The sequence below is a fragment of the Spiroplasma platyhelix PALS-1 genome (assembly GCF_021496725.1).
Classification (GTDB): Bacteria; Bacillota_I; Bacilli_A; order Mycoplasmatales; family VBWQ01; genus Spiroplasma_D; species Spiroplasma_D platyhelix.
On the sequence record NZ_CP051215.1, the window covers coordinates 345,496 to 367,380 of the forward strand.

The following is a 21,885-nucleotide window of genomic DNA, read 5'->3' on the forward strand; positions in this document are numbered from 1 at the left end:
ATAGTTATAGCAAATTATAAAATGATATTTAGTTACTTTTTAGTTTTTATTTTTATCAATTATAAGTTTTTAATTTCATCTAATTCTTCTTGACTGATATTTCCTGGTTGTTTTGTTCCTAAATGAATGTGAATCAGATTAGGATTTTCCTTAGTTTCTTGAGGGCTAGGTTTTTTAAGTAATGGATTCTTATTAATTGCGTAAAGATTAAATTTACGATCATAAAATAATTGATGTTTTTTATCAACTTTTGTTGTAATCATGATTCCTAAGTATCAAGCAAATATAAAACTATAAATAATGCGTACTAAAACACTAATTCAAAAGCCAGAAGTTGTCTTATCATCAATTTCTGCAACATTACTTTGTAAGAAAATACTGCTTAACAAAATAGCTACCATAGTTAGTGTAATTGGAATAAAAACTAAGATTGCTTCTCTGATTAAAATATTTTTTAAAGAAATTTTGTCGTTATTTTCTTGAACTAATTTAATGGCAAACATTTTTTTTCCTAATGTTTGGCCATTAAATTTTCATGGGATAATAACAAAATATAAAGTAAAAAGAAGATAATTAAATAGCATCATGATTAATAATGCTTTTCAATTATTAACTGAACTTTTATCAATCAAAAATCAAATTAAAGTAATAATTCCAGGAATTAAGCTAACAATGATAATATCAATTATTCGTGCTGTAATTCTTTTTCATGTCTTAGCAAGATAATAAGTTTCAAACTCTTTATTCATAGTTAATTAATAATACCATATTTTTCAATTATTCTCAAAAGCGTGAGTCATCTTTTAGTTTGTTATCAGTGAAATATTTTTTAAAGAATTTGCTTAAATCTCTAGCAACCATTGGAAAATCATCATCTTTTGCAGCTTTATCTCTTAAGTAAGGGTTAGTAGTAAAATTTTTATATCTACGAGTAATATAATCCTTAACATAATCATACATTTTTTGTAATAGTTGTGGATTCTTACTACTAGCAAGACTTAGTAGAAAACTAAATAAAGCATAGCGAACAAAAGCATATTCTAATTCTTTATTTAGTTTTTTCTTCAATTGATTATTATTATAGTAATTTAAAATATGAACTCATTGATTTACTAATTCAAAGCTATTGTCGTACATCATAATATTAACTTCATTGTTGATTAAGATTTTGTCAACAGCATAAAAAGTTTCAGCATGTGCTAAAAATGCGTAAACAAAGTAACTATCAAATTGTAATGATCGACGAAAAGTAATATCATTTTTAGTTATGATTTCTTTTTTAAATAGTTTTGTTGAAAGTAAAGGAGAAGTTAAGGCATAAACTTCTTTATCTTCTGTAGCTTTAAGATTATAAATTTTATTTGGCTTTAATCTTACTGTTGATTCAAAAGCATACTTTAATCCTCAAAAATAACTAACAGAATATTCAATACAATCTAAACTATGATTCTTTTTTAAAATTTCTTTAATAGTTGAAAAAAAGTTGGGACTTATTAGTTCAGTTGGATGTAAAAAGACTAGATATTTTCCTTTGGCAATTTTAATTGCTAAATTTCTACTTGCTGAAATATCTAATGGTTTGTAGCTAGTGATAATTTGAATTTGATTAGGATACAAAATGAAATATTCATTGATTATTTTTAAAGAATCACTGTAATAAAACGAATTATCAACAAGTACTATTTCAAAATTTTTATCATTGATATTAAAAATATTAGATAAAAATTGTAAGACATATTTTGATTCATCATTATTATTTGTTGTAACAATAAAACTAATTTCCATGGTTTTTACACCTTTCTTTACTATATGTAGATAATTATAACATTGAACTAAAATCTTTAATTTTTATTAATTTTAAAATGATAAATAAATAAAAAAAGCGATATTAGAATAATATCGCTTTAAGTAGTTCTTTTTTATTTTCTATTTTTTGAGCATGGTTTTTTTGATATTTTCAATTATTGTAAAAATAATAAATGGCAAAAAGAAATAAAAATAAAATTAAGATGATAAAGAAGTATAAAAAGAAAGTACCAAGATTTTCTTTAATATTCAAGAAAAAATATGGATAAGAATAATCAACAAAAGTAGTATCTTCTTTAATTTTAATTTGGCCAACAAAACTACCCTTGATTAAAGCATATGCTAAGTAAGCAAACATATAACCAATAGTTGCTGGTAGAGCTTTAATAACAGTAGTTCTTCCCGCTCATTTTTGATTTCCTGCTGTTAGAAAGTAAAAAACAATAGCAAGAACAGGTGTAATTAGATGTAATAAAAATGTATTAATAAAATTAAGGACACCAAATGTTGTTTGAAAGTTAGTTGTTTCAAGTAGGGGTTTAAATAACGCTACTCAAAAGATAATCATTGTAATTGTGATGTAAACAGTTGTAGCAAGATTGAAATAACTATTTACTCATTTAACTTTTGTTTTCATTAGATAATTAACTAAAACTAAAAGAAAAAATACTAGAACTAAGATATTGCTTTGGATTGTAAATGTTGATAAAGAGTTTCAGATTCTTGCTCATGGTCCAGAAGCAACTCATAAATTGTTAGGATTTTCAACTGCTGAATTTATTTCAACAGATTCAACTGCTGAACTAATAAATTGAATTATTAAAGCAATGGATGTGATAATAATTACTGAAAACATTAAGGTAAGGATTAAATAATGTTTTCTTTTGTTAGTATGTAATTGCATAGAAACTATCTCCTTCTATATGTTAAAAAATAAGAGGAAAAATTATTTAGTAAATTATAAATTTAGATTCGTAGGAACTATTTTAACATTTTTTAATTGAATTAGAGAGAATTTTTTATGTTAGGAAAAAATAATAATGATATGATTATAAGAGAAATTTTAAAATCCTTAGTAAGGATAAAATGAAAACGAATGATTTTTATAACTTCGGGTTGGAGGAAAGAGTGTATAAGTTATATTTGGATTCATCAGGGGCTATTTTAACAATTGTTGTGACAAAAGATGATCAGGTTTTAGCAAGTTATTCAAAACCTGCTTTTCAAAAGCAAACTGAATTAGCTTTAAAAACAATTGATGAAATTTTAACAAAAATAAAAATATCTTTGAAAGAAATTGATGAAGTGATGATTACCAATGGACCAGGTAGTTATACAGGTGTCAGAGTTGCAATTACTTTTGCTAAGACGCTATCAGTTTTAAATCCAAGAATTAAAATTTTTGTAATCAACAGTTTGCTGCTACAAGCTGGATTACAAAAAACAATTAGTATCCTTAGTGGATACAACAATAAAAGTTATTTAGCAGTTTATGATCGAGGTAAAGAGATCATTACTACTCAATTAGTAACTGAAGATGCTAAGCAAGGGATTATTAGTGACTTACAGGGATATCAGGTAGTTAGTGACTTTCAAGATGTTGATATTGTTGCTAATTTTTTAGTTTTGCAAGAAAATGCAAAAGATATAAATAAACTTGAAGAATTGCAACCTTTATATCTGGGGGATAACTTTATTAATTAATTTTCAATAATTTTTATATACAAAAGATAGATTTAAGTAAGGGAGAAATTATGTCTATATATAATAACTTTTGAGTACGGGTATCAAAAGAACAAAGTAGTTTTACTAAGAAAGAGAAAATTCTTATTAACTATATTACTGCTAATAGTCAAAACATGAATAATGTTACAATTAGCGCTTTATCAAAAGCAAATAATGTTGGCTATAGTGTTGTTTACAATTTGATTAAGAAACTTGGTTTTAGTGGTTATCATGAATTTATTATTAACATAGCTGCAGAAGAAAACACATACAAAGCATTAAATCAAGAATTCTTTGGTGAATACAGTATTCTAAAAGAAACTTATCGTAGATTACTAGATTTAAACGATGCAACAATTGACTATCAAAAACTTCAAAAGTTTATTTTTTGAATTAATAAAAATCAGCAGTCAACAATTTATGTTACTGGCGTTGGTCAATCTGCTTTAGGAGCAGAAGATTTAGCTGGGAAGTTACATCGTTTAGGATTGAAAGCATTTTGTTTGAATAAAGATGATGATAGCCTTTTAATTCATTGTTCAGTTTTGCAAAAGAATGATATTTTGGTTGTTTTTTCTTTATCAGGAAAAACAGAAGTAATTAGAAGAGCAGTTCAAATTGCAAAAGATAATCAAGCAGTTGTTGTTGCGATTACCTCACAAGAAAAGTCAATCTTAAATGACTATGCTGATTGAATTTTTACAATTATTTCATCGGGTTTATATGAAGAAAAAGAAGTTTTAATTTCTCCTTTATTTGCTATGGCCTATTTCAATGATCTAATTGTTACTTATTTCTTAAAATTACCAGAGAAAGAATGATATTTAAATAACCACTTAAAGGCTAATAAAGTTATTAAAAAAATAAGTTAATTTAATGATTTTCAATTATAATTAGTGTGTAAAAAGAAAAAAATTAATAAGGAGAATATACATGGAAAAGAATCAGATTTTAAAGCCTGAACAAATTTTTCTTGATATTGATGAAAGTTCACAAAAAGAAACTTTTATTAAAATTGCTAGTGTAGCAAAAGAACTAAATTTTATTAATAAAGAAAAGAAATTAATTAAAGCATTTTATAAAAGAGAGAAAGAATCAAGTACAGGTTTTGGTGACGGATTTGCTATCCCTCATGCTCGTAACAACGATATTAAAAAACCAGGTATTTTCTTCCTTCGTTTAAAAGATGGCGTTGAATGAGATGCTCTTGATGGTAATCCAGTTAAGATTGTTATTGCCTTAATTGTACCTTTAGATAAAGCAAGTGATACTCACTTAGAATTACTTTCTAAAGTTGCACAAAGAATTATTAAACCAGAAGTACAAAAAGTATTAAGTACTTCAAAAGATAAAGAAAAAATTTTAAAGGAACTAATGGGCTAAGAAATTAGGCTATAGTAAGTAATGAATCATTCTTTAAATGAAAATGTTAATGTAATATAAAAAATTAAAAATGTCTAATTATTAGACGTTTTTAATTTAAAAAATATAATCAAAAAAATGTCAAAAATCTCTAATTCACGCATATAATAAATATAGTTTTTAAATTAGGAGGTAAGGTTAAGTATGAAAATTGAACTTACTAATATTGGTCCTTTTAAAAAAAGTGAAATCAAATTAGAAGATTTAACATTAATTGCGGGTATAAATGATACAGGCAAAAGTTTTTTAAATAAAGTTATTTATTCAATCATTAAGATAATTAATGCAGATAAAATTTCTTTGGCGCTTAGACCATTAACAGAAATTTTAGTTAATTGAGATTCAAGATATGAATATTATTTTTATAGAATGCATAAAACAATTAAAAGAGATGATAAAGAAAATAAATTTTTTTTGGATATAAATAAAAAATTTGAAGAACTAAAAAATATTTTAATTCAAAAAGAAAAGAATAATTATGATGAAACAATTAAAAAAATAAAAGAATTAAATAATGAAATTGAGAATATTCTAAAAACATTAAATAATACGTTTAATAAAGAAGGCATAAAAATTAATAATCCAACTTTATTAATAAAAGATAGGAGACAAAGATTAATTGAAAATATTCAGGAAATATCTCAATTAATGTCGTCTACAATAAATTTAATTAAAAAAAATAATTTAGAATTTATTAATCAAGCAATTTTAAATGTAAATTTTAAAAATGAAACAATTAAAAATAAATATTTTTTAAATGATAAATCTAAAATTTTTATTAAAGATAAAAATAAAAATATTGAAATTGAAATTGATGATGAAAATATATCTAAAATTACTAATGAAACAATTTTTAGAGAAACAATTAGAGATATTACATATATAAATAATTTAACAAATCTTATTGATAATAAATTTTATCATAGATTTCATGATGATAATTTATATTCATTTTCAGATTTTAATTTTAATATTGATGCTAATTTTAAAATTAGAAAATCAAATGATTCTATTTCCTCAGATAAATTTACAATAGCAAAATTTTCTGAATTAATTACACAAATTAAAAAGGAATTTAATACTAATTCTCAAATTAATTATTCAAAAGGAACAGTGGAAAAGGATGGAATAGAATTTAAGATTGTAAATATGTCACAAGGTTTAGTAAATTTAGAAAATTTTAAGTTATTAATTTATTCTGGAATTTTCGACGAGAATAAAATAGTAATTTTTGATGAACCAGAAAATTCTTTTCATCCCAAATGACAACATTTATATATAAAAATGATATTTGAATTAATTAAATTAACAAAATGTAAAATTATATTAGCTACACATAGTCCTTATATTATTGAATCAGTATATTCATATATTAAATATAATCAAGAACTTTTTGATTTAAAAGTAAACTTCAATCTTTTAGACTTAAAAAGTAATGGAAATTCTGTAATAAAAACTTATAAAAGTCCAGAAAGAATTTTAAAATTGTTAATTGAACCATATGATGAATTAGATAGACTAAAGTATAAATGATCTACTAATAAAAATACAAATAGTTTATTAAAAAATGAATCTTAATTTTGATTTTAATACATATGATAGTTTATTTAATAATTTTAAAAAATCTATGGCTCAATTATCACGAAGTAAACATTCTATAACAGGCGAAATAACAGAACCACTACTTAATAATGAACAATACGCATTATCTGGTGATGACCTTGCTATAAAATATAGTAAAGACAAATCTTGTTTGCTTCCTGCATCTCATGATGCTATAACTTTATCTTATGATTTAGTTAAATCTAGTTATCGATTAAATTTAATAGAATTTAGATATAGAAATGAAAAAAATTTAAAACCAAGGAAAAGTATTCCTGATATGATTAATAAGTTTGCAGGTATGAAAAAAATTTTATCTCATTTTCATATATGATATGAAAATTATTTAACATTTCTTATTTTTGAATGTAATCCAATTCCATCAAATAGACAAAGAATAAACTTATTAATCTATAATATTGAAAGTCAAGCAAAAAGAAAATGTCCAGAAATTAATTTACAATGTCAAACAATGAGCTTATTTAATGAAAAAATAAATGAATTTTTAAATTATAAATAAAAAGATATAAAGAGGATTGTATGAGTCACTCTGTTAAAGAAATAATATTTTTAAAGCCAGCTTTTGTTGAAAAGATTTGAGGTAATCAAAAATTAAAGCAACAATTTAATTTTGATTTCCCAGAAAATATTTTAATTGGAGAAGCATGACTAATTAGTGGTCTTGAGCAAGGTATGAGTTATGTTTTGAATGGTGAATTTCAAGGTTACAGCTTAAAACAATTGTATCAAGATCAACCACAATTATTTGGTTTTCCAACAGAAAAAGAGTATCCTTTACTAACAAAAATTCTTGATGTTAGCGATAATTTGAGTGTTCAAATTCATCCTGATGATAAGTATGCTAAAAAGCATCATCTAAGTTATGGTAAGACAGAATGTTGATATGTTTTAGATTGTTCTTCAGGACAAAAAGTAGTTTATGGTCATCATGCTCAAACGAAAGAACAATTAATGCAATGGTTAGATGAAAATAAATTTGATCAATTACTAAATTATCTAACAATAGCAAAAGATCAATTTATTTATGTTCCTTCATTAAAAATTCATGGTTTACTAGCAAATACATTAGTCTTTGAACTCCAACAATCCTCAGATATCACTTATCGTTTATACGATTACAATCGTGTTGATAAAAGTGGTGACAGTAGAGACTTACATTTAAAAGAAGCTAAAGATATAATTGTTTGTCCTGATCAAAATAGTAGTGAAGCAAATGGTCATGATGATTATTTAGTTGACAACCAATTCTTTAAGTTAGTTAAGATTGCTAATCAAGATAAGCAATCTTATCACTTTCCAGAAGCAAAATGACTACAAGTTTCAGTCTTAAAAGGACAAGGAACAATTGATACAACTAATATTAAACTGGGTGATTCATTTATTTTAGTTAATGGCTACAATAGTTTTGAGTTACAAGGTGAAATGTTAGTGATGTTAAGTTACTGTTAAATATTTAAAAAATTCTAAGAATTAAATTCTTAGAATTTTTATTTATTGCAGATTAGTTTATAATAAAATAAACTATCTTAAAAAAGAAAATAGAGGTTTCTATGATTAAAATAATTTTTACTGATGTTGATGGTACTTTATTAGATAGTTGAGGCAATGTAAGTCAAGATAACATTAATGCTTGTATGAAAGCTCAACAAGAAAATATTCCCGTTGTTGTCAACACAGGTAGATATGGTACTAATGCGCTAAAAGTAGCAAAGATAATTAAAGCTGATCAACATCACGGTTACTCAATTGGAAATGATGGAGCAGAGATTTGATCATTTAAAGATAACAAATGAATTTATCTTTCGCAATTAAATCATGAAGTTGCTAGTAAATTAGCAGAATGATTACTAAATTATCATCCTGATTTATTACTAAATTTTGGTGCTTTGAATCATATGTATGTCAACAGATTGTATTCAAAATGAGGTAAGTGATTAGAGCATTTAGATATTTCAATTAAACAAATTACTACTTTTAATGACATTGAAGAAAATGTATCAAAAGTTCTTGTGATTTTAGAGCAATACTGAGATAGTAACAAAATAAAACAATTCATAACTGACTTTGAAACAAAATTTCCTGACCTAACAATCGTACAATATCATACTAATGTTTTCTCAATTGGTAATAAAGACATTAGTAAAGGAACTGCCATTAGTTGATTGTGTCAGCATTTAAAGATTGACGTGCAAGATGCTTTAGCAATTGGTGATAGTTTTAATGATTTGACAATGTTTGAAGTTGTTGGTCATCCTGTTGTGATGGATAACGCTCATGAAGCAATTAAAAGTTATGGTGAATGGATTGCTCCTAATAATGATAATCATGGAGTTTGTCGAGCAATTGAACATTATATCTCAAAAAGTTAAACAAAAAAGTAGCAAAATATTTTGCTACTTTTTTTAGTTTTAAAAAAAATATTATTATTTCTTTATTTCTGTTTTTTTTATGTATAATTTATTTGTTATAAAACTAAAAGTTTAGAATAAGTAAACTAAGTTGAGGAATTAAAAAAATGAAAATTGGAAAAAAGTTAAAAAACTTAAGAATTAAACATAATTTAACAATGCAAGAATTAGCTGATCGTTGTGACTTATCAAAAGGATTTATCAGCCAGTTAGAACATGATTTATCTTCACCAAGTATTGACACTCTGATTACAATTTTAGAAGTTTATGATTTGAGTTTGTCTGATTTTTTTAATGAAAATGAAATTGAAAAGAAGTTTGTTTTTAAAAATCATGAAGTTAGCATTTTAGATGAAGAAAAATATCAAGTTAAGTGGTTAATTCCTAATGCACAAAAATTAAATTTAGAACCAATCATTATGACTTTAAAACCTTTTGGCACCTCTCAAATAATTAATCCTTTTCAAGGACAAATTTTTGGTTATGTTTTGACTGGTCAAGTCATTGTTCATTATGGTCATCAAAATAGTAAAATCAATGAAACTGAATCATTCTATATCAAAGGTGATGCTAAGCATTATCTAGAAAATCCTACTAATAAACATACTGAAATTCTTTGAATTTCAAATCCACCAATTTTTTAAGGAGACTTAGATGGCTGATAACATTCTGGAACTACGTAATGTTTCAAAAGAATATGATGGGAAAATTATCCTAAAAGGAATCAGTTTAAATATTCATGAAGGAGAATTTTTAACAATTTTAGGCCCAAGTGGTTGTGGCAAAACAACATTATTGCGTTTAATTGCTGGTTTTGAAAAACCAAATAATGGTCAAATTCTTTTCAATGGCAAGGATTTAATTAAAATTCCAATTCATAAGCGACAAGTAAATACTATTTTTCAAAGTTATGCTTTATTTCCTCATTTAAATGTATTTGATAATATTGCGTATGGTTTGAAATTAAAAAAAATAAATAAAGATAAAATTAAAAAAGAAGTGATCAAAGCTTTAAATTTAGTAAAATTGGAAGGTTTTGAAGATAAAGATATTAATGATTTATCTGGTGGTCAAAAGCAAAGAGTAGCTGTAGCTAGAGCTTTAGTGTTAAATCCAAAAATTTTATTGTTAGATGAGCCTTTTGCTGCATTAGATTTAAAGTTACGTCAACAAATGCAATTAGAATTAAAGAAAATTCAAAGAGAAGTTGAAATTACTTTTATTTTTATTACTCATGATCAAGAAGAAGCTTTCACTATGTCTGATCGTGTTGTAGTAATGAATAATGGACAAATTCAACAAATTGGAAGTTCACAAGATATTTATAATGAGCCAGAAAATAAATGAACAGCACAATTTGTTGGTAGTTCTAATGTGATTGAAAATGCTACTTTTTTAAAAGATTATTGAGTTGAATTTGATGGCAAGAAATTTAAATGTGCAGATCGTGGTTTTGGTAATGATGAAAAAAATATTGATATCATCATTCGTCCTGAAGATGTGGATTTAGATAAAGAAGATCATGGTTATTTTAATGGTGTTGTTAAGAGTATTATTTTTAAAGGTGTTGTTTGAGAAATTTTAGTAGCAGTTAAAAAAAGAAGATGATTAATTCATTCAACTGATTATTTTGGAGTTGGTGAGACTGTTAGTTTAAAATGAAATGTTGAAGACATTCATGTTATGTGAAAGGAAATTGACGAGTAGTGAAAAAAAATACTGATAAAGTAAAAAAAGAACCAAAAAAAACTACTAAAAAACAACCTAGCAAAAGAAAAAATCATAAGTTAATGCGCAAATTAAAGAAATATGAAGCTAAAATTAAAGCTCAAGCAACTCATTTTCGTTTTAAATCTTGAGCTAGTTTAAGTTATCCATATATTATTTTGATGATTATTTTAATTGTTTTACCTTTATTAATTGTTCTTCTATATTCAATAATTCAAGCAACAAATAATGCTTTCATTTTCCGCTTTACATTTGATAATTTTAATGATTTCTTTTCTGAATCTAGTTTTGTTCTAGTTTTAGTTAATTCCATTATTTATAGTTTTTTTGCTACTGTTCTTGCTGCTTTATTAGGTTATCCAGTTGCATATATCATGGCTTTTAAAGTTAGTAAGTTAGTTTCAAAAAATGTTTGAATTTTAGTGACACTACCAATTTGAATTAATATGTTGCTTCGAACAATTGGTCTTTCAATTGTATTTGCAATTGTTGGTGAAGATATTTTAATTGGAACACCAGTAGGAATTATTTTAGCTCTGACTTATATGTTTTTGCCATTTATGATTCTACCAATTTATAATTCATTAGAAAAAACTGATCATAATCTTTTAGAAGCAAGTCAAGATTTAGGGGCTTCTTCAACTAAAACATTTTGAAAAGTAACATTTCGTTTTTCTCTTCCTGGAGTATTTTCTGGATTTACTTTAATGATGTTAAGCGCCATGACTTCTTTGATTGTTGTTAAATATATTGGTGGTGGCAAGAGTGTCATGATTTCTAATATTATCGAATCCTATTTCTATCGGGGCGCCAATTTTGCGCTTGGTGCAGCAATATCAGTTATTTTAGGAATTATTGTTTTAATTATTATTGTTGTTTTAAAACTATTAGGTCGTTGAGCAACTGGAAAGAAAATTTGGGACTAAGTAATGAAAAAGTTTTTTCAAAGTAGCTATTTAGCTATTATCTTTTTAATTTTATATCTGCCAATTGCTGTTTTGATGGTCTTTTCTTTTAATACCGGTTCATCAGTTCGAAATATTCAAGGATGAGGTTGATCAGCATATGCTGATTTATTTAGCCAAACAGCTTTGTGACAATCACTTAGTGTTACTTTGTTAGTTGCTTTCATTTCAACCTTTGTTGCAGTAATTGTTGGAACATTTGCTGCTTTAGGTTTAAGTAGAACAAGTAAATTAACTCGTAACATGACTTTAGGAATTACAAATATTCCCTTAGTAAATGCTGATATTGTTACTGCTGTTTCTTTAATGTTGCTATTTATGGCTTTTGCTTTTAATTTTGGCATTGTAACTTTAATATTAGCTCATATTTCTTTTAATATTCCTTATGTGATCATCACTGTCATGCCTAAAATTAAAACAATTAATAATGAGCAATTAGAAGCAAGTCAAGATTTAGGAGCTTCATCATGATACACATTAAGAAAAGTTGTTTTTCCAACGCTTAAGCCAGCAATTATCGCAGGAGCTGCGATAGCTTTTGCTATGAGTTTTGATGATTTTATTATTTCTTATTTTACTGGGGGTAATTCTGCTAATCTTTCAACTTATATTTATTCTTTAAAACGAATTAAACCTTATATTAATGCGTTTTCAACAATCATAATCATTATTATTGCGTTAATTATTATTTCTTGAAATGGTTATAAAGTTACTAAGAAACAAATTCATACTCGTAATGAAAGAATTATGAATGAAACTTATCGTGATAAACGTATTATCAAATTAGAAAAAAATTTAAATAAAAATTATCTATTACTAAATAAAGTTAAATTAAGCAAACGAAAATCAAAGAAAAATATTTTATTTCGTCCAATTTCTGATGCAGAAGAATTTTATTATATTAATTATTATGAAAACCTTGTCAACAAAAATAAAAATATTGTTAAAAAAATTCTTAGTTTAGAAAAAAAATTGAATAAAGAACAAGTTTGAGTTCATCAAATTAAAAAGCGTATTATCACTAAAAAACGTATTAGTGAAAGACATTCAAGAATTAGAAGAGAAAAATTTCGTTTTTTACGTTGACCATGAAAATTAATTTTAGTTAGTTTTTTAGTTGTTGGAGTTTTTGCTGGAACTTTAGCCTTTTATATTGAAAGTAATACTTATGATTTATCAGTTGCTAATTGAGGTGAATATATTTCTCCTGAAGTTTTAAAAGGTTTTGAAGATGAATATGATGTTAAGGTGAAATATACTACTTATGAAGATAATGAAACATTATATGCTAAATTAGCTACAACTGACTATGATGTTATGGTACCAAGTGATTATATGATTGCTCAATTAGCAAGTGAAGATCGTTTATTAGAATTAGATCAGAGTAAATTAGGTGATTTAGAACTTAACACAACTTTAGTTGAAATGATGAAAAATTATAAATTTAGTCTTACTAGTGGTCCAGAAAAAGGTCAAGAAAAAGATTTATCACAATATGCCATTCCATATTTTTGGGGTGATTTAGTGTTAGTTTTCAATACTGTGCAAAATCCTAATTTACTAACAGAGTTAGGAGTTTCTGATCCTACTAAGGTTAACTGAGATATCTTGCAAACAGCTGTCAACCAACAAAAAAGAATTGTTCTAAATAATGATATGCATAATCTTTTCATGTTAGGATTAGTAACTTATCACTATCAAAATCAATGAGACGAAAATACTGGTACAGGTGCTATTAAGCAAGAAGGTAATGATTTTACTGATTATGTTAATGCTCACAGCAATAAAGAAATTGATGATGTCGCTGAATGATTAAAACCAATTATTCATAGTCCTAATACTAAAATTCAAAGTGATGAAATTGTTGATACAGTAGCAATTCCAAGCAATTGAGACATTGCTTATATGTATAATGGTGATTTACTAGCAGCAATGAGTCAAGATTTTGCTAACACTAACTACACTATTGCTCGCCCTTATATGGGTGTTAATGTTTGAAATGATGATATGGTAATTAGTAAAAGAAGCAAAAATCAAGATTTATCTTATAACTTTATTAAATATATTCTAAAACATGATGTTCAAATTGAGTTAAGTGAAGAATTTGGTTACACTTCTCCTGTTCAAGCAGTAATTGATGAAGTAAGCCAAACTCATCCAGGAACAAACTGAGAAAATGTATACAAACCTGGAGCTACACAAATTGCTCCTGTAGACAATTCATCAAAACCTGCTGGATACTATAATGGCCTGTATCGCCGTGGCTTTGATCCTTACATGCAAGATCAATATAATAAATTGTTAGCTCGACAAGGATCAAATAATATTACAGTCTTACTAATTGAATTAGCAGTAGTGCTAATAATTATTATTCTCTTCATTGTTGTGATGATGTGACTTAGATAAATAAAAAAATTATAATTTAATTAAAAAGGAGCAATTCAAATTGCTCCTTTTTAATTATGATGAATGAAAATATTTTTTAATTCGTTCTAAATCATGTTGATCATCTAAGTCTCAAAAACTATTATATGCTAATAGATAAGGTTTCAAACTTACTTTATCTTTTAAGCTACGATTAATTAAATACTGACCAATCATAGTTCTTCTTAAAATTGCTAATTCTTGTTCATTGTTTAAATTACTAGCAATTCTTTTGCTTCATTCGTGATTGATGTGACTTCATTCACTTGCTAATAAACTATTGAATTCGGTATTCTTTTCAAGACCAACAATGTTGCCTGATTGATCTAACTTGTAGCTTCAATCTTCTTTTGTGTTAACTCTTTTCAAAGCTGCCATAACATTATCATTAATTTGATCACTAAAGCAGTTTTCTTTCATGACAAAGTCTCCAGAAATAAAGAATAAATCATGTTCAAAGATATCTTTTGGTAGTAAAGATAAAACATAAGCACTATTATGTGTTTGATAGTCTTGATTGATTATTATTTTTAAATTAAGATACTTATCTTTTAAATATAAAAAGTCTTCATGGCGATATCCTGTCACAACAATAATTTCTTTTAAAGTTTTTAAAGTTAATAAATTATTGATTAAGTATTCAATTAAAGGTAACTCATCAATTTTAATTAGTGACTTATGAATTGTTTGAGTTAGTGGATTTAATCTTCTTCCTGCTCCTGCAGCAAAAATAACAGCAACTTTCATTTTTTTCTCCATTATTTAACAACAAAGTTAACAATTTTATTAACAATACAAATCTTTTTGATGATTGTTTTCTTTTTCAAGTATTCTTGTACTCTAGGGTTATCTTCTACTAATTCTAAAGTTTCTTTTTGTGATAAATTATTATTTATTTCTAGAGTTACTCTTGTTTTGCCATTGATTTGAATAGCAATTGTTACTTTTTCATTTATTAAGAATTTCTTATCATATTTTGGTCACTCAGCATGTGAAATGCTATCTTTTTGATTTAGTAGTGATCATAATTCTTCACTTAAATGAGGAGCAAAAGGATTTAATAGTTTTAAAAAGTTAACTAAATAGTCTTGATAAATAGTACTACTCTTGTAGCAATGATTGATAAAAATCATTAATTGAGCAATTGCTGTATTAAAATCTAAGTTCTCAATATCTTTTGTTACTTTAGCTACTGTCTGATGATAGATGTAATCTAAAGTATGATTATTTTCTTGACTAATTTTTGTTTGATACTGTTCATCAGTAAATAAACGATAAATACGAGTTAAGAATTTATAAATTCCAACAAGACCATTTTCTTGTCACGGTAGAGACGCAGTGATTGGACCCATAAACATTTCATAAACTCTTAAAGTATCAGCACCATATTTTTCAATAATGTCATCAGGATTGATGACATTTCCTCTAGATTTAGACATCTTTTCATTATTAGGTCCTAGAATCATCCCTTGATTGACTAATTTCATAAAAGGTTCAGCAACTGGAACAAGTTTTAAATCATATAGTACTAAATGTCAGAATCGAGCATACAACAAATGCAATACCGCATGTTCTTGTCCACCAACATATAAATCAACTGGTAGCCAATGTTTGAAACGTTTTTTTGCTTCTTTACTATTAAAATCATAATAACCATTATTATCTTTTTTTAATAAATAAGCTAAATAGTATCAGCAACTACCTGCTCATTGTGGCATAGTGTTGACTTCTCTGCGACCCTTAACTCCATCTTTTCTTACTACTTCTAATCATGAAGCTTTAGCATTAGCTAAAGGAGCTAATCCGTCTTTAGATGGTTTGATATTAGCAATTTTTGGTAGTATTAACGGCAGTTCTTTTTCATCTAACGTTGTGATGGTGTTGTCTTCTCAATAAACGATTGGAAATGGTTCACCTCAGTAACGTTGACGAGAAAATAATCAATCTCTTAATTTATAACTAATATGTGGTTGAGCTACTTTTAAAGTTGTTAGTTCTGCTAACATTTTGGGTTTTGCTTCTTGTTCTGATAAACTATTAATAAATTTAGAATTAATATAACTTTTTTCGCCTGTAAAGGCTTTTGTTTTATCGTTTGTACTAAAAATTCATTTAATTTCTAATTTATGATTCTTTGCAAAAAGAAAATCTCTTTGATCTCCACATGGTACAGCCATAATTGCTCCTGTACCATAACTATTTAAAACATAATCACCAATTCAAATTGGCAGTTTTTCTTTTGTTAGTGGGTGAATTGCATAGCTACCAGTGAAGACACCAGTTTTTAAAGTGCTATCTTCTTGACGCATTAAATTAGTTTTACTTTTAGCAGCTAAGATATATTTTTCGACATCTTTATAATATTTTGCAGTTGTTAGATGGTGCACTAATGGATGTTCAGGACTGATGACAAGAAAAGTTACTCCAAAAATAGTATCTACTTGTGATGTAAAGACTTGAACAATCTCATTTTGATTAGCTACTGGAAAATTAACAATTGCTCCATTACTTTTACCAATTCAATTTCTTTGTAGTTCCTTAACTGAATTTGGTCAATATAATTTATCTAAACCTTTTAATAATTTCTCGGCATAATGAGTAATTTTAAGTACTCATTGACGCATTGGTTTTTTAATCACTGGAAAATGTCCACGTTCAGAAACCATCTTACCATTAACATTAATAATTTCTTCGTTAGCAAGTACTGTCCCTAACTCAGGACAAAAATTTACTTCAACATCTTCTAAAGAAGCTAAGCCTTGTTGATATAGTTTAATAAAAATTCATTGTGTTCAACGATAGTAATTAGGATCAGTTGTATTTACTTCTTTTGTATAATCAAAAGTAAAACCAATTTTTTGCAGTTGCTTACGAAAATTATCAATATTTGTTTTCGTAAAAGTTTCAGGATTATTGCCAGTATTTAAAGCATATTGTTCTGCAGGCAAACCAAAAGCATCTCAACCAATTGGATGCAGTACTTGATAACCTTGCATGATTTTAAAGCGACTAATAATATCTGTTGCACAATAACCCTTAGGATGACCCACATGTAATCCATTCCCTGAAGGATAAGGAAACATATCTAACAGATACATTTTTGGTTTTTTAATGTCATCAAGATTGCTAAGAAAAGTCTTGTTAGCACTTCAATACTTTTGTCATTTTGCTTCAATTTTTTTATAGGGATAACTCATTAGTACTCCTTAAATATTTCTATAAAAATCATATCATAATTTTTTAAGGGCTTTTAATTTAAATCTAGAATAATTTTAATAATTAAAAAATGTATTCTAATGAAAGAATACATTTTTTAAATCAATAAATTAGCGTTTTACTACATCAAAGATAATATTAATTGGACCAGTTGATAATCCATCATATTTTGTTGAACCTATAGCATTGAAATATTTTTCTTGATTAAATCATGAATTGCTAAATCTAACAGGATTCATTTCATCACTATGGATGTCTTCCATTTTTAACTTAGTAATATCAACTCTTAATTGATAAGTATTTAAAAATTCAGTATAAATTGCAGTTCTCATTATTTGTAACACTGCTGGTAAATAATTATAATCGCCAGGCTGTTTAGTTTTAATTGTAAACACTATTGGATCAGTTTTACTTCGTTCTTCTGCAATTTTTATAAATTCTTCTTTTGTTACTTCAGGTAATTTTTTACTAATTTTTAAAGTAGTAATTTGATTTTCAATCATGCCATAATTATAACTAATTTCAGCATTAATTAACCCAAATTCATTTAAATCTTCATCTGTTATTTCTTGTCCAGCAATAATAATTTTATTTAAATGAAATAAACTAGCATTAAAAATAATTTGAATATTACTATTTAATGAACTCTTAATAAAATTAAAATTAATTGCTTCTTGCAATTTTTTTACTGTTGTACCAAGTACAACACCTATACCATAAGTAACATGATTAATTGCAGTAACAACTTCTCTTTCTCGATTAGTAATAGTTACAGGAACTATAGCATTATTAGTTTTATTAGCATAACTAAATTGAAAATAATATGTTGTAAGTTCAATTTTCTGATCTTCTTTTACTTTATTATTTCTTTCTATATCAGTGTAAATATTTTCAGTATCAAGTTTAAATAAATTTTTGTCAAAATTAATAATATCATGCTTAGCAATTGCTATTGAAAGTCCTTTGTCAACATTATTTAAAACATTGAATATTGTTTCAGTTACTTCATTTTCTGAAATATTGATTTTTAAATCTTCAATATTATTGATAGTTTCAATCACTGTATTGCTATCAACATTTTCTAATGTTTTACTTGCTCCACAAGCTACAACACTCAATGATGATGGTACAAAAACACTTATTAATCCAAGTGTTGTTAATATTTTTTTAAAATTGATATTTATCTTCATCTGTTATATCTCCCTTTAAAACAAACTCTATATTTTGTCCTTTTTTATTATATAGATATTTTTTTTATTTAAATGAAATATGATATCGATGAAAAATTTTGAAATATGACTCTAATTTAAATCTAGAATAATTTTAATAATTAAAAAAATGTATCTCTTTTATAAGATACATTTTTAATTTAACATTTAAAAATATAATTATTCTACTACATTAAATATAATGTTAATATATCCAGTTGATGTGCCATTATAGAAAACTGCACCTGTAGCATTAAATGTTTTTACTTCTTGAAATCATTTATAACTAAATAATGGTTCGTCTTGTTCAGAACTAGTTATACCTTCAAGATTTAATAATTTAATATCAACTTCTAATCCATAAATTCTTGAAAATTCATCATAGATTTGAACAGCCATCTTTTCTCTAACTTCAGGTAAATAATTGCTAGCATTCTTTCTAGCTTTAATTGTAAACTTCATTGGATCAGTTTCACTTCGTTCTTTTGCAATTTCTACAAATTCTTCATCCGTTACTGCTCTCATTTTAAAATTAATTATCAACTTAGCTTTTTCAGTAATATCACCATAACTAAAATTAATTTCAGCATTAACAGATTCAGGGTTTGCTAAATGATCATTATTTAACTCATTACCTTCAACAGTAATCTTTTCAAACTTAAATAAACTATCTACAAAAGAATTTCTAACATCTTCATCAGTCAATCCAGCTTTAATAAAGTTTAGCTCTTTAACTTGATTAACAATTTCCTGTGCTTTAGTTCCTCTAGAAAAATCTACTGAATATGAAACTTCACTAATTGCTTTAGCTATTTTTTGTTCAGTACTTTCTTCAACACTTGTTGTTCCGCTACCACAAGCTACTACGCTTAATGAAGTTGGAACTGCAACTGCAAGTAATCCAAGTGTTGCCAACATTTTTTTAAAATTCAATTTTGTTTTCATATTTTTTCCTTTTTTCCTTTCCCTAAATTTTAAAAATCTATAAGTACATTATACACTTATAGTATATATTTTGCAAATTAATAAGTCTTAATGATAGCGATTTATATAGTAAATTCCTAAATTACGATAAAGCACTGGAACTATTGCTTGACTAATTGGATAGCTAAAAATAAAGATATGAATAAAATTGTAAACTAACGAATACAAAATGGCACTGTAACCAGTTCAAACACTATTTGGAAAAGCAGTAGTTCAAAGAAAGTATCCTGATAGAAACTGTCAAAAGTAAATAATGAAAAAAACTAAAAAACAATGTAAAAAATAATTAATATAAGTAAAGATTGATTTTTCAGTACTAACTTTATTAGGTAAAAAAGCAACCACAGCTGGAGTAGTCATAGGCAGAAAATAATCTAATAAAAAACTTCATGGACTAATAATGTTACTTGCTGGAATAAATAATAAAGACATTAATGCAGTAATAAAACCTGTTAGTCAACCTGCTAGAAAAGAAGTTGAAAAACTAATAATAATCAAAGGAATATATTTAATTGCAATTCCACCACCAAAAGGCATTCTCGGCAATAAATTTTCTTCAATATAAGCAAACGTTAAAGTTAAAGCACAAAAGAAAGCAATTAACACATAATCAACTGTTAGTCATTGTTTGATTCCTAAATTTGCTTTAAATTTAACTCAAAACTTATTTTTTTTAAAACTAGTTTCTTTACTCTCTTGCATAGACCTAACAACAAAAAAACAACCATAAAAATTTAATGTTAAGATAGTTAGTAAAAAACTAATAAAATAGTTCTCTTTAATGGCATCAATTGAACTATGTTTGAAACTAATGGCAACTCATAATCCTGCAGCAAGTAAAACTAGCAGTCCAATTAAAATTAAAAAAATTTTCAAACTATAAAATTGTCACCCACTTACTGTCGAGTTGATATTAAAGATGCTATTTAAAGTAGTACTACTAACTATTGTGACTACTAAAAACAAGCTAAAGAAAACAACCATATTAAAAATGCTAGTAATTTTTAATCAATAGTATTTAGGATTTTGATCTAACATAAAAAACTCCTTTATTTCAGCATAAAGAAGTCTAAAAAATATTAAGACTTCCTACGCTAGTGTCAACTAGATCAGGTTCGAAGGGTTTTTCTCAAGCGAATTTGCTACCCCTGCTTAATTAGTTTAATTTTGTTGATTAAGAGAAAAGATATTTCTGAATTGCTTTAGCAACTCCTGCTTCAGTGTTTGAAGCTGTGATGCCATAAGCAATTTTTTTTAATTCATCTGGAGCATTGTCCATTGCAATGCCATACTTAACTCATTCTAATAATTTATAATCGTTCATCCCATCACCACAAGCAAGAATTTCTTCTGGCTGGATATTTCATTTTTTTGCTAGAAATTCTACTGCAGTAGCTTTATTAATTCCAATTGGATTCACTTCAATTACTGAATGTGAAGATGTTGCTAGTTCTAAATCTTTTTCTTGATCTAGATTTTCCAACATTTTTGGAACTTGTTTTTTATTCTTACAAAATAATAAAATTTTATAAAATGAAGGTAATTCATTGTGTTTAATTTTTTTTACTTTTAATTTATTGAAATATTCTACGAATAGAACTTTTAGCGATCTATGATTAATATAAGCAGTTTGATTATCTGTTGCATAACCTCAAATGTTTAACTTATTTTCCTTTGCAAAATTAAGGATTTTTTGTCCTTGTTCATTTGAGAGTGCTTTTTCAAATAATATCTCTTGCTTATTATTAAGAAGGTCGATGATGCTACCACCATTGTAACAAATGATGTGGCCTGCTTTTTCATTTATCAAACATGCTCGTGCATGTGGGATTGTTGAAATTGGTGCTCTTCCTGTTGCAATAACAACCTTAACTTCTGGTTTTTCTTGATAGACACGTTTAATCATTGCCACATTTTCAGGATGAACTTTTCATTTTGATTTTAATAAAGTTCCATCTAAATCAAGAACAATTAATTTAATTGACATAATAATAAATAGCTCCCTTAATAAGAAATTTTATTGAAATTATTTGTTGTCACTTTTTAAATTATTAACATTATTTAACAAAGTTGGTTTTGGAATGAACCCAAAAGTTTTATTAACTTCTTGTCCATTTTTAAAATAAACTAATGTTGGAATTGAACTAATTTTAAATAGGTTTTTTAATTCTTCTGCATGATCAACATCAATTTTAATAAAAGTTACATCATCTAATTCTTTTGATACATCTTGGATTACAGGAGCTAGTGCTTTACAAGGACCACATCAATCAGCATAAAAATCTAGGACAACATATTTGTTTTCTTGAATTGCTTTATCAAGTTCATCATTTTTGCTAACTTTTAAAATATTACTCATTCTTTAATTTCCTTCCT

21 protein-coding genes and 1 riboswitch are annotated in these 21,885 nt (G+C 26.1%); of the genes, 11 read left to right on the forward strand and 10 right to left on the reverse strand.

Annotated elements, in window-relative coordinates:
- Positions 1-59 precede the first annotated feature (59 nt).
- From SPLAT_RS01640 to SPLAT_RS01650, 3 genes are all read right to left on the reverse strand, one after another.
- Positions 60-749, reverse strand: coding sequence for an RDD family protein (locus SPLAT_RS01640; protein WP_168104671.1), 690 nt, complete (start codon positions 747-749; stop codon positions 60-62).
- A 28-nt stretch (positions 750-777) separates the two neighbouring features.
- A complete protein-coding gene (locus tag SPLAT_RS01645) occupies positions 778-1,785 on the reverse strand; it encodes a glycosyltransferase family 2 protein (protein ID WP_168104672.1) in 1,008 nt (335 codons plus the stop codon).
- A gap of 103 nt (positions 1,786-1,888) precedes the next feature.
- Entirely contained in the window at positions 1,889-2,710 is an 822-nt protein-coding gene (locus SPLAT_RS01650; protein WP_168104673.1) for a hypothetical protein, read from the reverse strand.
- A gap of 224 nt (positions 2,711-2,934) precedes the next feature.
- On the opposite strand from SPLAT_RS01650, the gene tsaB reads away from it, so the two are divergent.
- The 11 genes from tsaB to SPLAT_RS01705 all read left to right on the forward strand — a co-directional run bounded on the left by tsaB (position 2,935) and on the right by SPLAT_RS01705 (position 14,083).
- On the forward strand, positions 2,935-3,510 hold the full coding sequence (gene tsaB, locus SPLAT_RS01655; protein WP_168104674.1) for a tRNA (adenosine(37)-N6)-threonylcarbamoyltransferase complex dimerization subunit type 1 TsaB: 576 nt from the start codon (positions 2,935-2,937) through the stop codon (positions 3,508-3,510).
- A gap of 50 nt (positions 3,511-3,560) precedes the next feature.
- Entirely contained in the window at positions 3,561-4,403 is an 843-nt protein-coding gene (locus SPLAT_RS01660; RefSeq protein WP_168104675.1) for a MurR/RpiR family transcriptional regulator, read from the forward strand.
- Positions 4,404-4,464: 61 nt separating this feature from the next.
- A complete protein-coding gene (locus SPLAT_RS01665; RefSeq protein WP_168104676.1) occupies positions 4,465-4,914 on the forward strand; it encodes a PTS sugar transporter subunit IIA in 450 nt (149 codons plus the stop codon).
- Positions 4,915-5,097: 183 nt separating this feature from the next.
- Positions 5,098-6,531 (forward strand): AAA family ATPase, encoded by a 1,434-nt coding sequence (locus SPLAT_RS01670; RefSeq protein ID WP_168104677.1) that lies wholly within the window; start codon positions 5,098-5,100, stop codon positions 6,529-6,531.
- Positions 6,521-7,075: a hypothetical protein gene (locus SPLAT_RS01675; RefSeq protein WP_168104678.1), complete on the forward strand. Its 555-nt coding sequence runs from the start codon at positions 6,521-6,523 to the stop codon at positions 7,073-7,075. The genes SPLAT_RS01670 and SPLAT_RS01675 overlap by 11 nt, the downstream gene beginning before the upstream one ends.
- Positions 7,076-7,095: 20 nt before the next feature.
- Positions 7,096-8,025 carry a type I phosphomannose isomerase catalytic subunit gene (locus SPLAT_RS01680; RefSeq protein WP_168104679.1) on the forward strand — a complete coding sequence of 310 codons (930 nt, stop codon included), beginning with the start codon at positions 7,096-7,098 and terminating at the stop codon, positions 8,023-8,025.
- A 101-nt stretch (positions 8,026-8,126) separates the two neighbouring features.
- The gene (locus SPLAT_RS01685) at positions 8,127-8,945 is read left to right on the forward strand and encodes a Cof-type HAD-IIB family hydrolase (protein ID WP_168104680.1); all 819 of its coding nucleotides are present in this window, start codon (positions 8,127-8,129) and stop codon (positions 8,943-8,945) included.
- Between the two features lie 146 nt (positions 8,946-9,091).
- Positions 9,092-9,628 (forward strand): helix-turn-helix domain-containing protein, encoded by a 537-nt coding sequence (locus tag SPLAT_RS01690; RefSeq protein ID WP_168104681.1) that lies wholly within the window; start codon positions 9,092-9,094, stop codon positions 9,626-9,628.
- 10 nt (positions 9,629-9,638) lie between these two features.
- On the forward strand, positions 9,639-10,691 hold the full coding sequence (gene potA, locus SPLAT_RS01695; protein ID WP_168104682.1) for a spermidine/putrescine ABC transporter ATP-binding protein: 1,053 nt from the start codon (positions 9,639-9,641) through the stop codon (positions 10,689-10,691).
- On the forward strand, positions 10,691-11,638 hold the full coding sequence (gene potB / locus SPLAT_RS01700) for a spermidine/putrescine ABC transporter permease (RefSeq protein ID WP_168104683.1): 948 nt from the start codon (positions 10,691-10,693) through the stop codon (positions 11,636-11,638). Before potA ends, potB begins: the two co-directional genes overlap by 1 nt.
- Before the next feature lie 3 nt (positions 11,639-11,641).
- Entirely contained in the window at positions 11,642-14,083 is a 2,442-nt protein-coding gene (locus SPLAT_RS01705) for an extracellular solute-binding protein (protein ID WP_168104684.1), read from the forward strand.
- A 54-nt stretch (positions 14,084-14,137) separates the two neighbouring features.
- Here the strand turns inward: SPLAT_RS01705 and SPLAT_RS01710 are convergent, their stop codons facing one another.
- The 7 genes from SPLAT_RS01710 to trxA all read right to left on the reverse strand — a co-directional run bounded on the left by SPLAT_RS01710 (position 14,138) and on the right by trxA (position 21,868).
- Complete coding sequence (locus SPLAT_RS01710) at positions 14,138-14,848, reverse strand: sugar phosphate nucleotidyltransferase (RefSeq protein ID WP_168104685.1); 711 nt, start codon at positions 14,846-14,848, stop codon at positions 14,138-14,140.
- Between the two features lie 11 nt (positions 14,849-14,859).
- Positions 14,860-17,298: a leucine--tRNA ligase gene (leuS, locus tag SPLAT_RS01715; protein ID WP_168104686.1), complete on the reverse strand. Its 2,439-nt coding sequence runs from the start codon at positions 17,296-17,298 to the stop codon at positions 14,860-14,862.
- 129 nt (positions 17,299-17,427) lie between these two features.
- Positions 17,428-18,507, reverse strand: a complete 1,080-nt coding sequence (locus SPLAT_RS01720) for a hypothetical protein (protein WP_168104687.1) — start codon at positions 18,505-18,507, stop codon at positions 17,428-17,430.
- Positions 18,508-18,705: 198 nt separating this feature from the next.
- Positions 18,706-19,470 carry a hypothetical protein gene (locus SPLAT_RS01725; protein WP_168104688.1) on the reverse strand — a complete coding sequence of 255 codons (765 nt, stop codon included), beginning with the start codon at positions 19,468-19,470 and terminating at the stop codon, positions 18,706-18,708.
- Positions 19,471-19,557: 87 nt separating this feature from the next.
- Positions 19,558-20,547: an energy-coupled thiamine transporter ThiT gene (locus SPLAT_RS01730; RefSeq protein ID WP_168104689.1), complete on the reverse strand. Its 990-nt coding sequence runs from the start codon at positions 20,545-20,547 to the stop codon at positions 19,558-19,560.
- Between the two features lie 30 nt (positions 20,548-20,577).
- Positions 20,578-20,669, reverse strand: a riboswitch (TPP riboswitch).
- A gap of 14 nt (positions 20,670-20,683) precedes the next feature.
- Positions 20,684-21,496: an HAD family hydrolase gene (locus SPLAT_RS01735; RefSeq protein WP_168104690.1), complete on the reverse strand. Its 813-nt coding sequence runs from the start codon at positions 21,494-21,496 to the stop codon at positions 20,684-20,686.
- A 39-nt stretch (positions 21,497-21,535) separates the two neighbouring features.
- A complete protein-coding gene (gene trxA / locus SPLAT_RS01740; protein WP_168104691.1) occupies positions 21,536-21,868 on the reverse strand; it encodes a thioredoxin in 333 nt (110 codons plus the stop codon).
- Between the last annotated feature and the right edge of the window lie 17 nt (positions 21,869-21,885).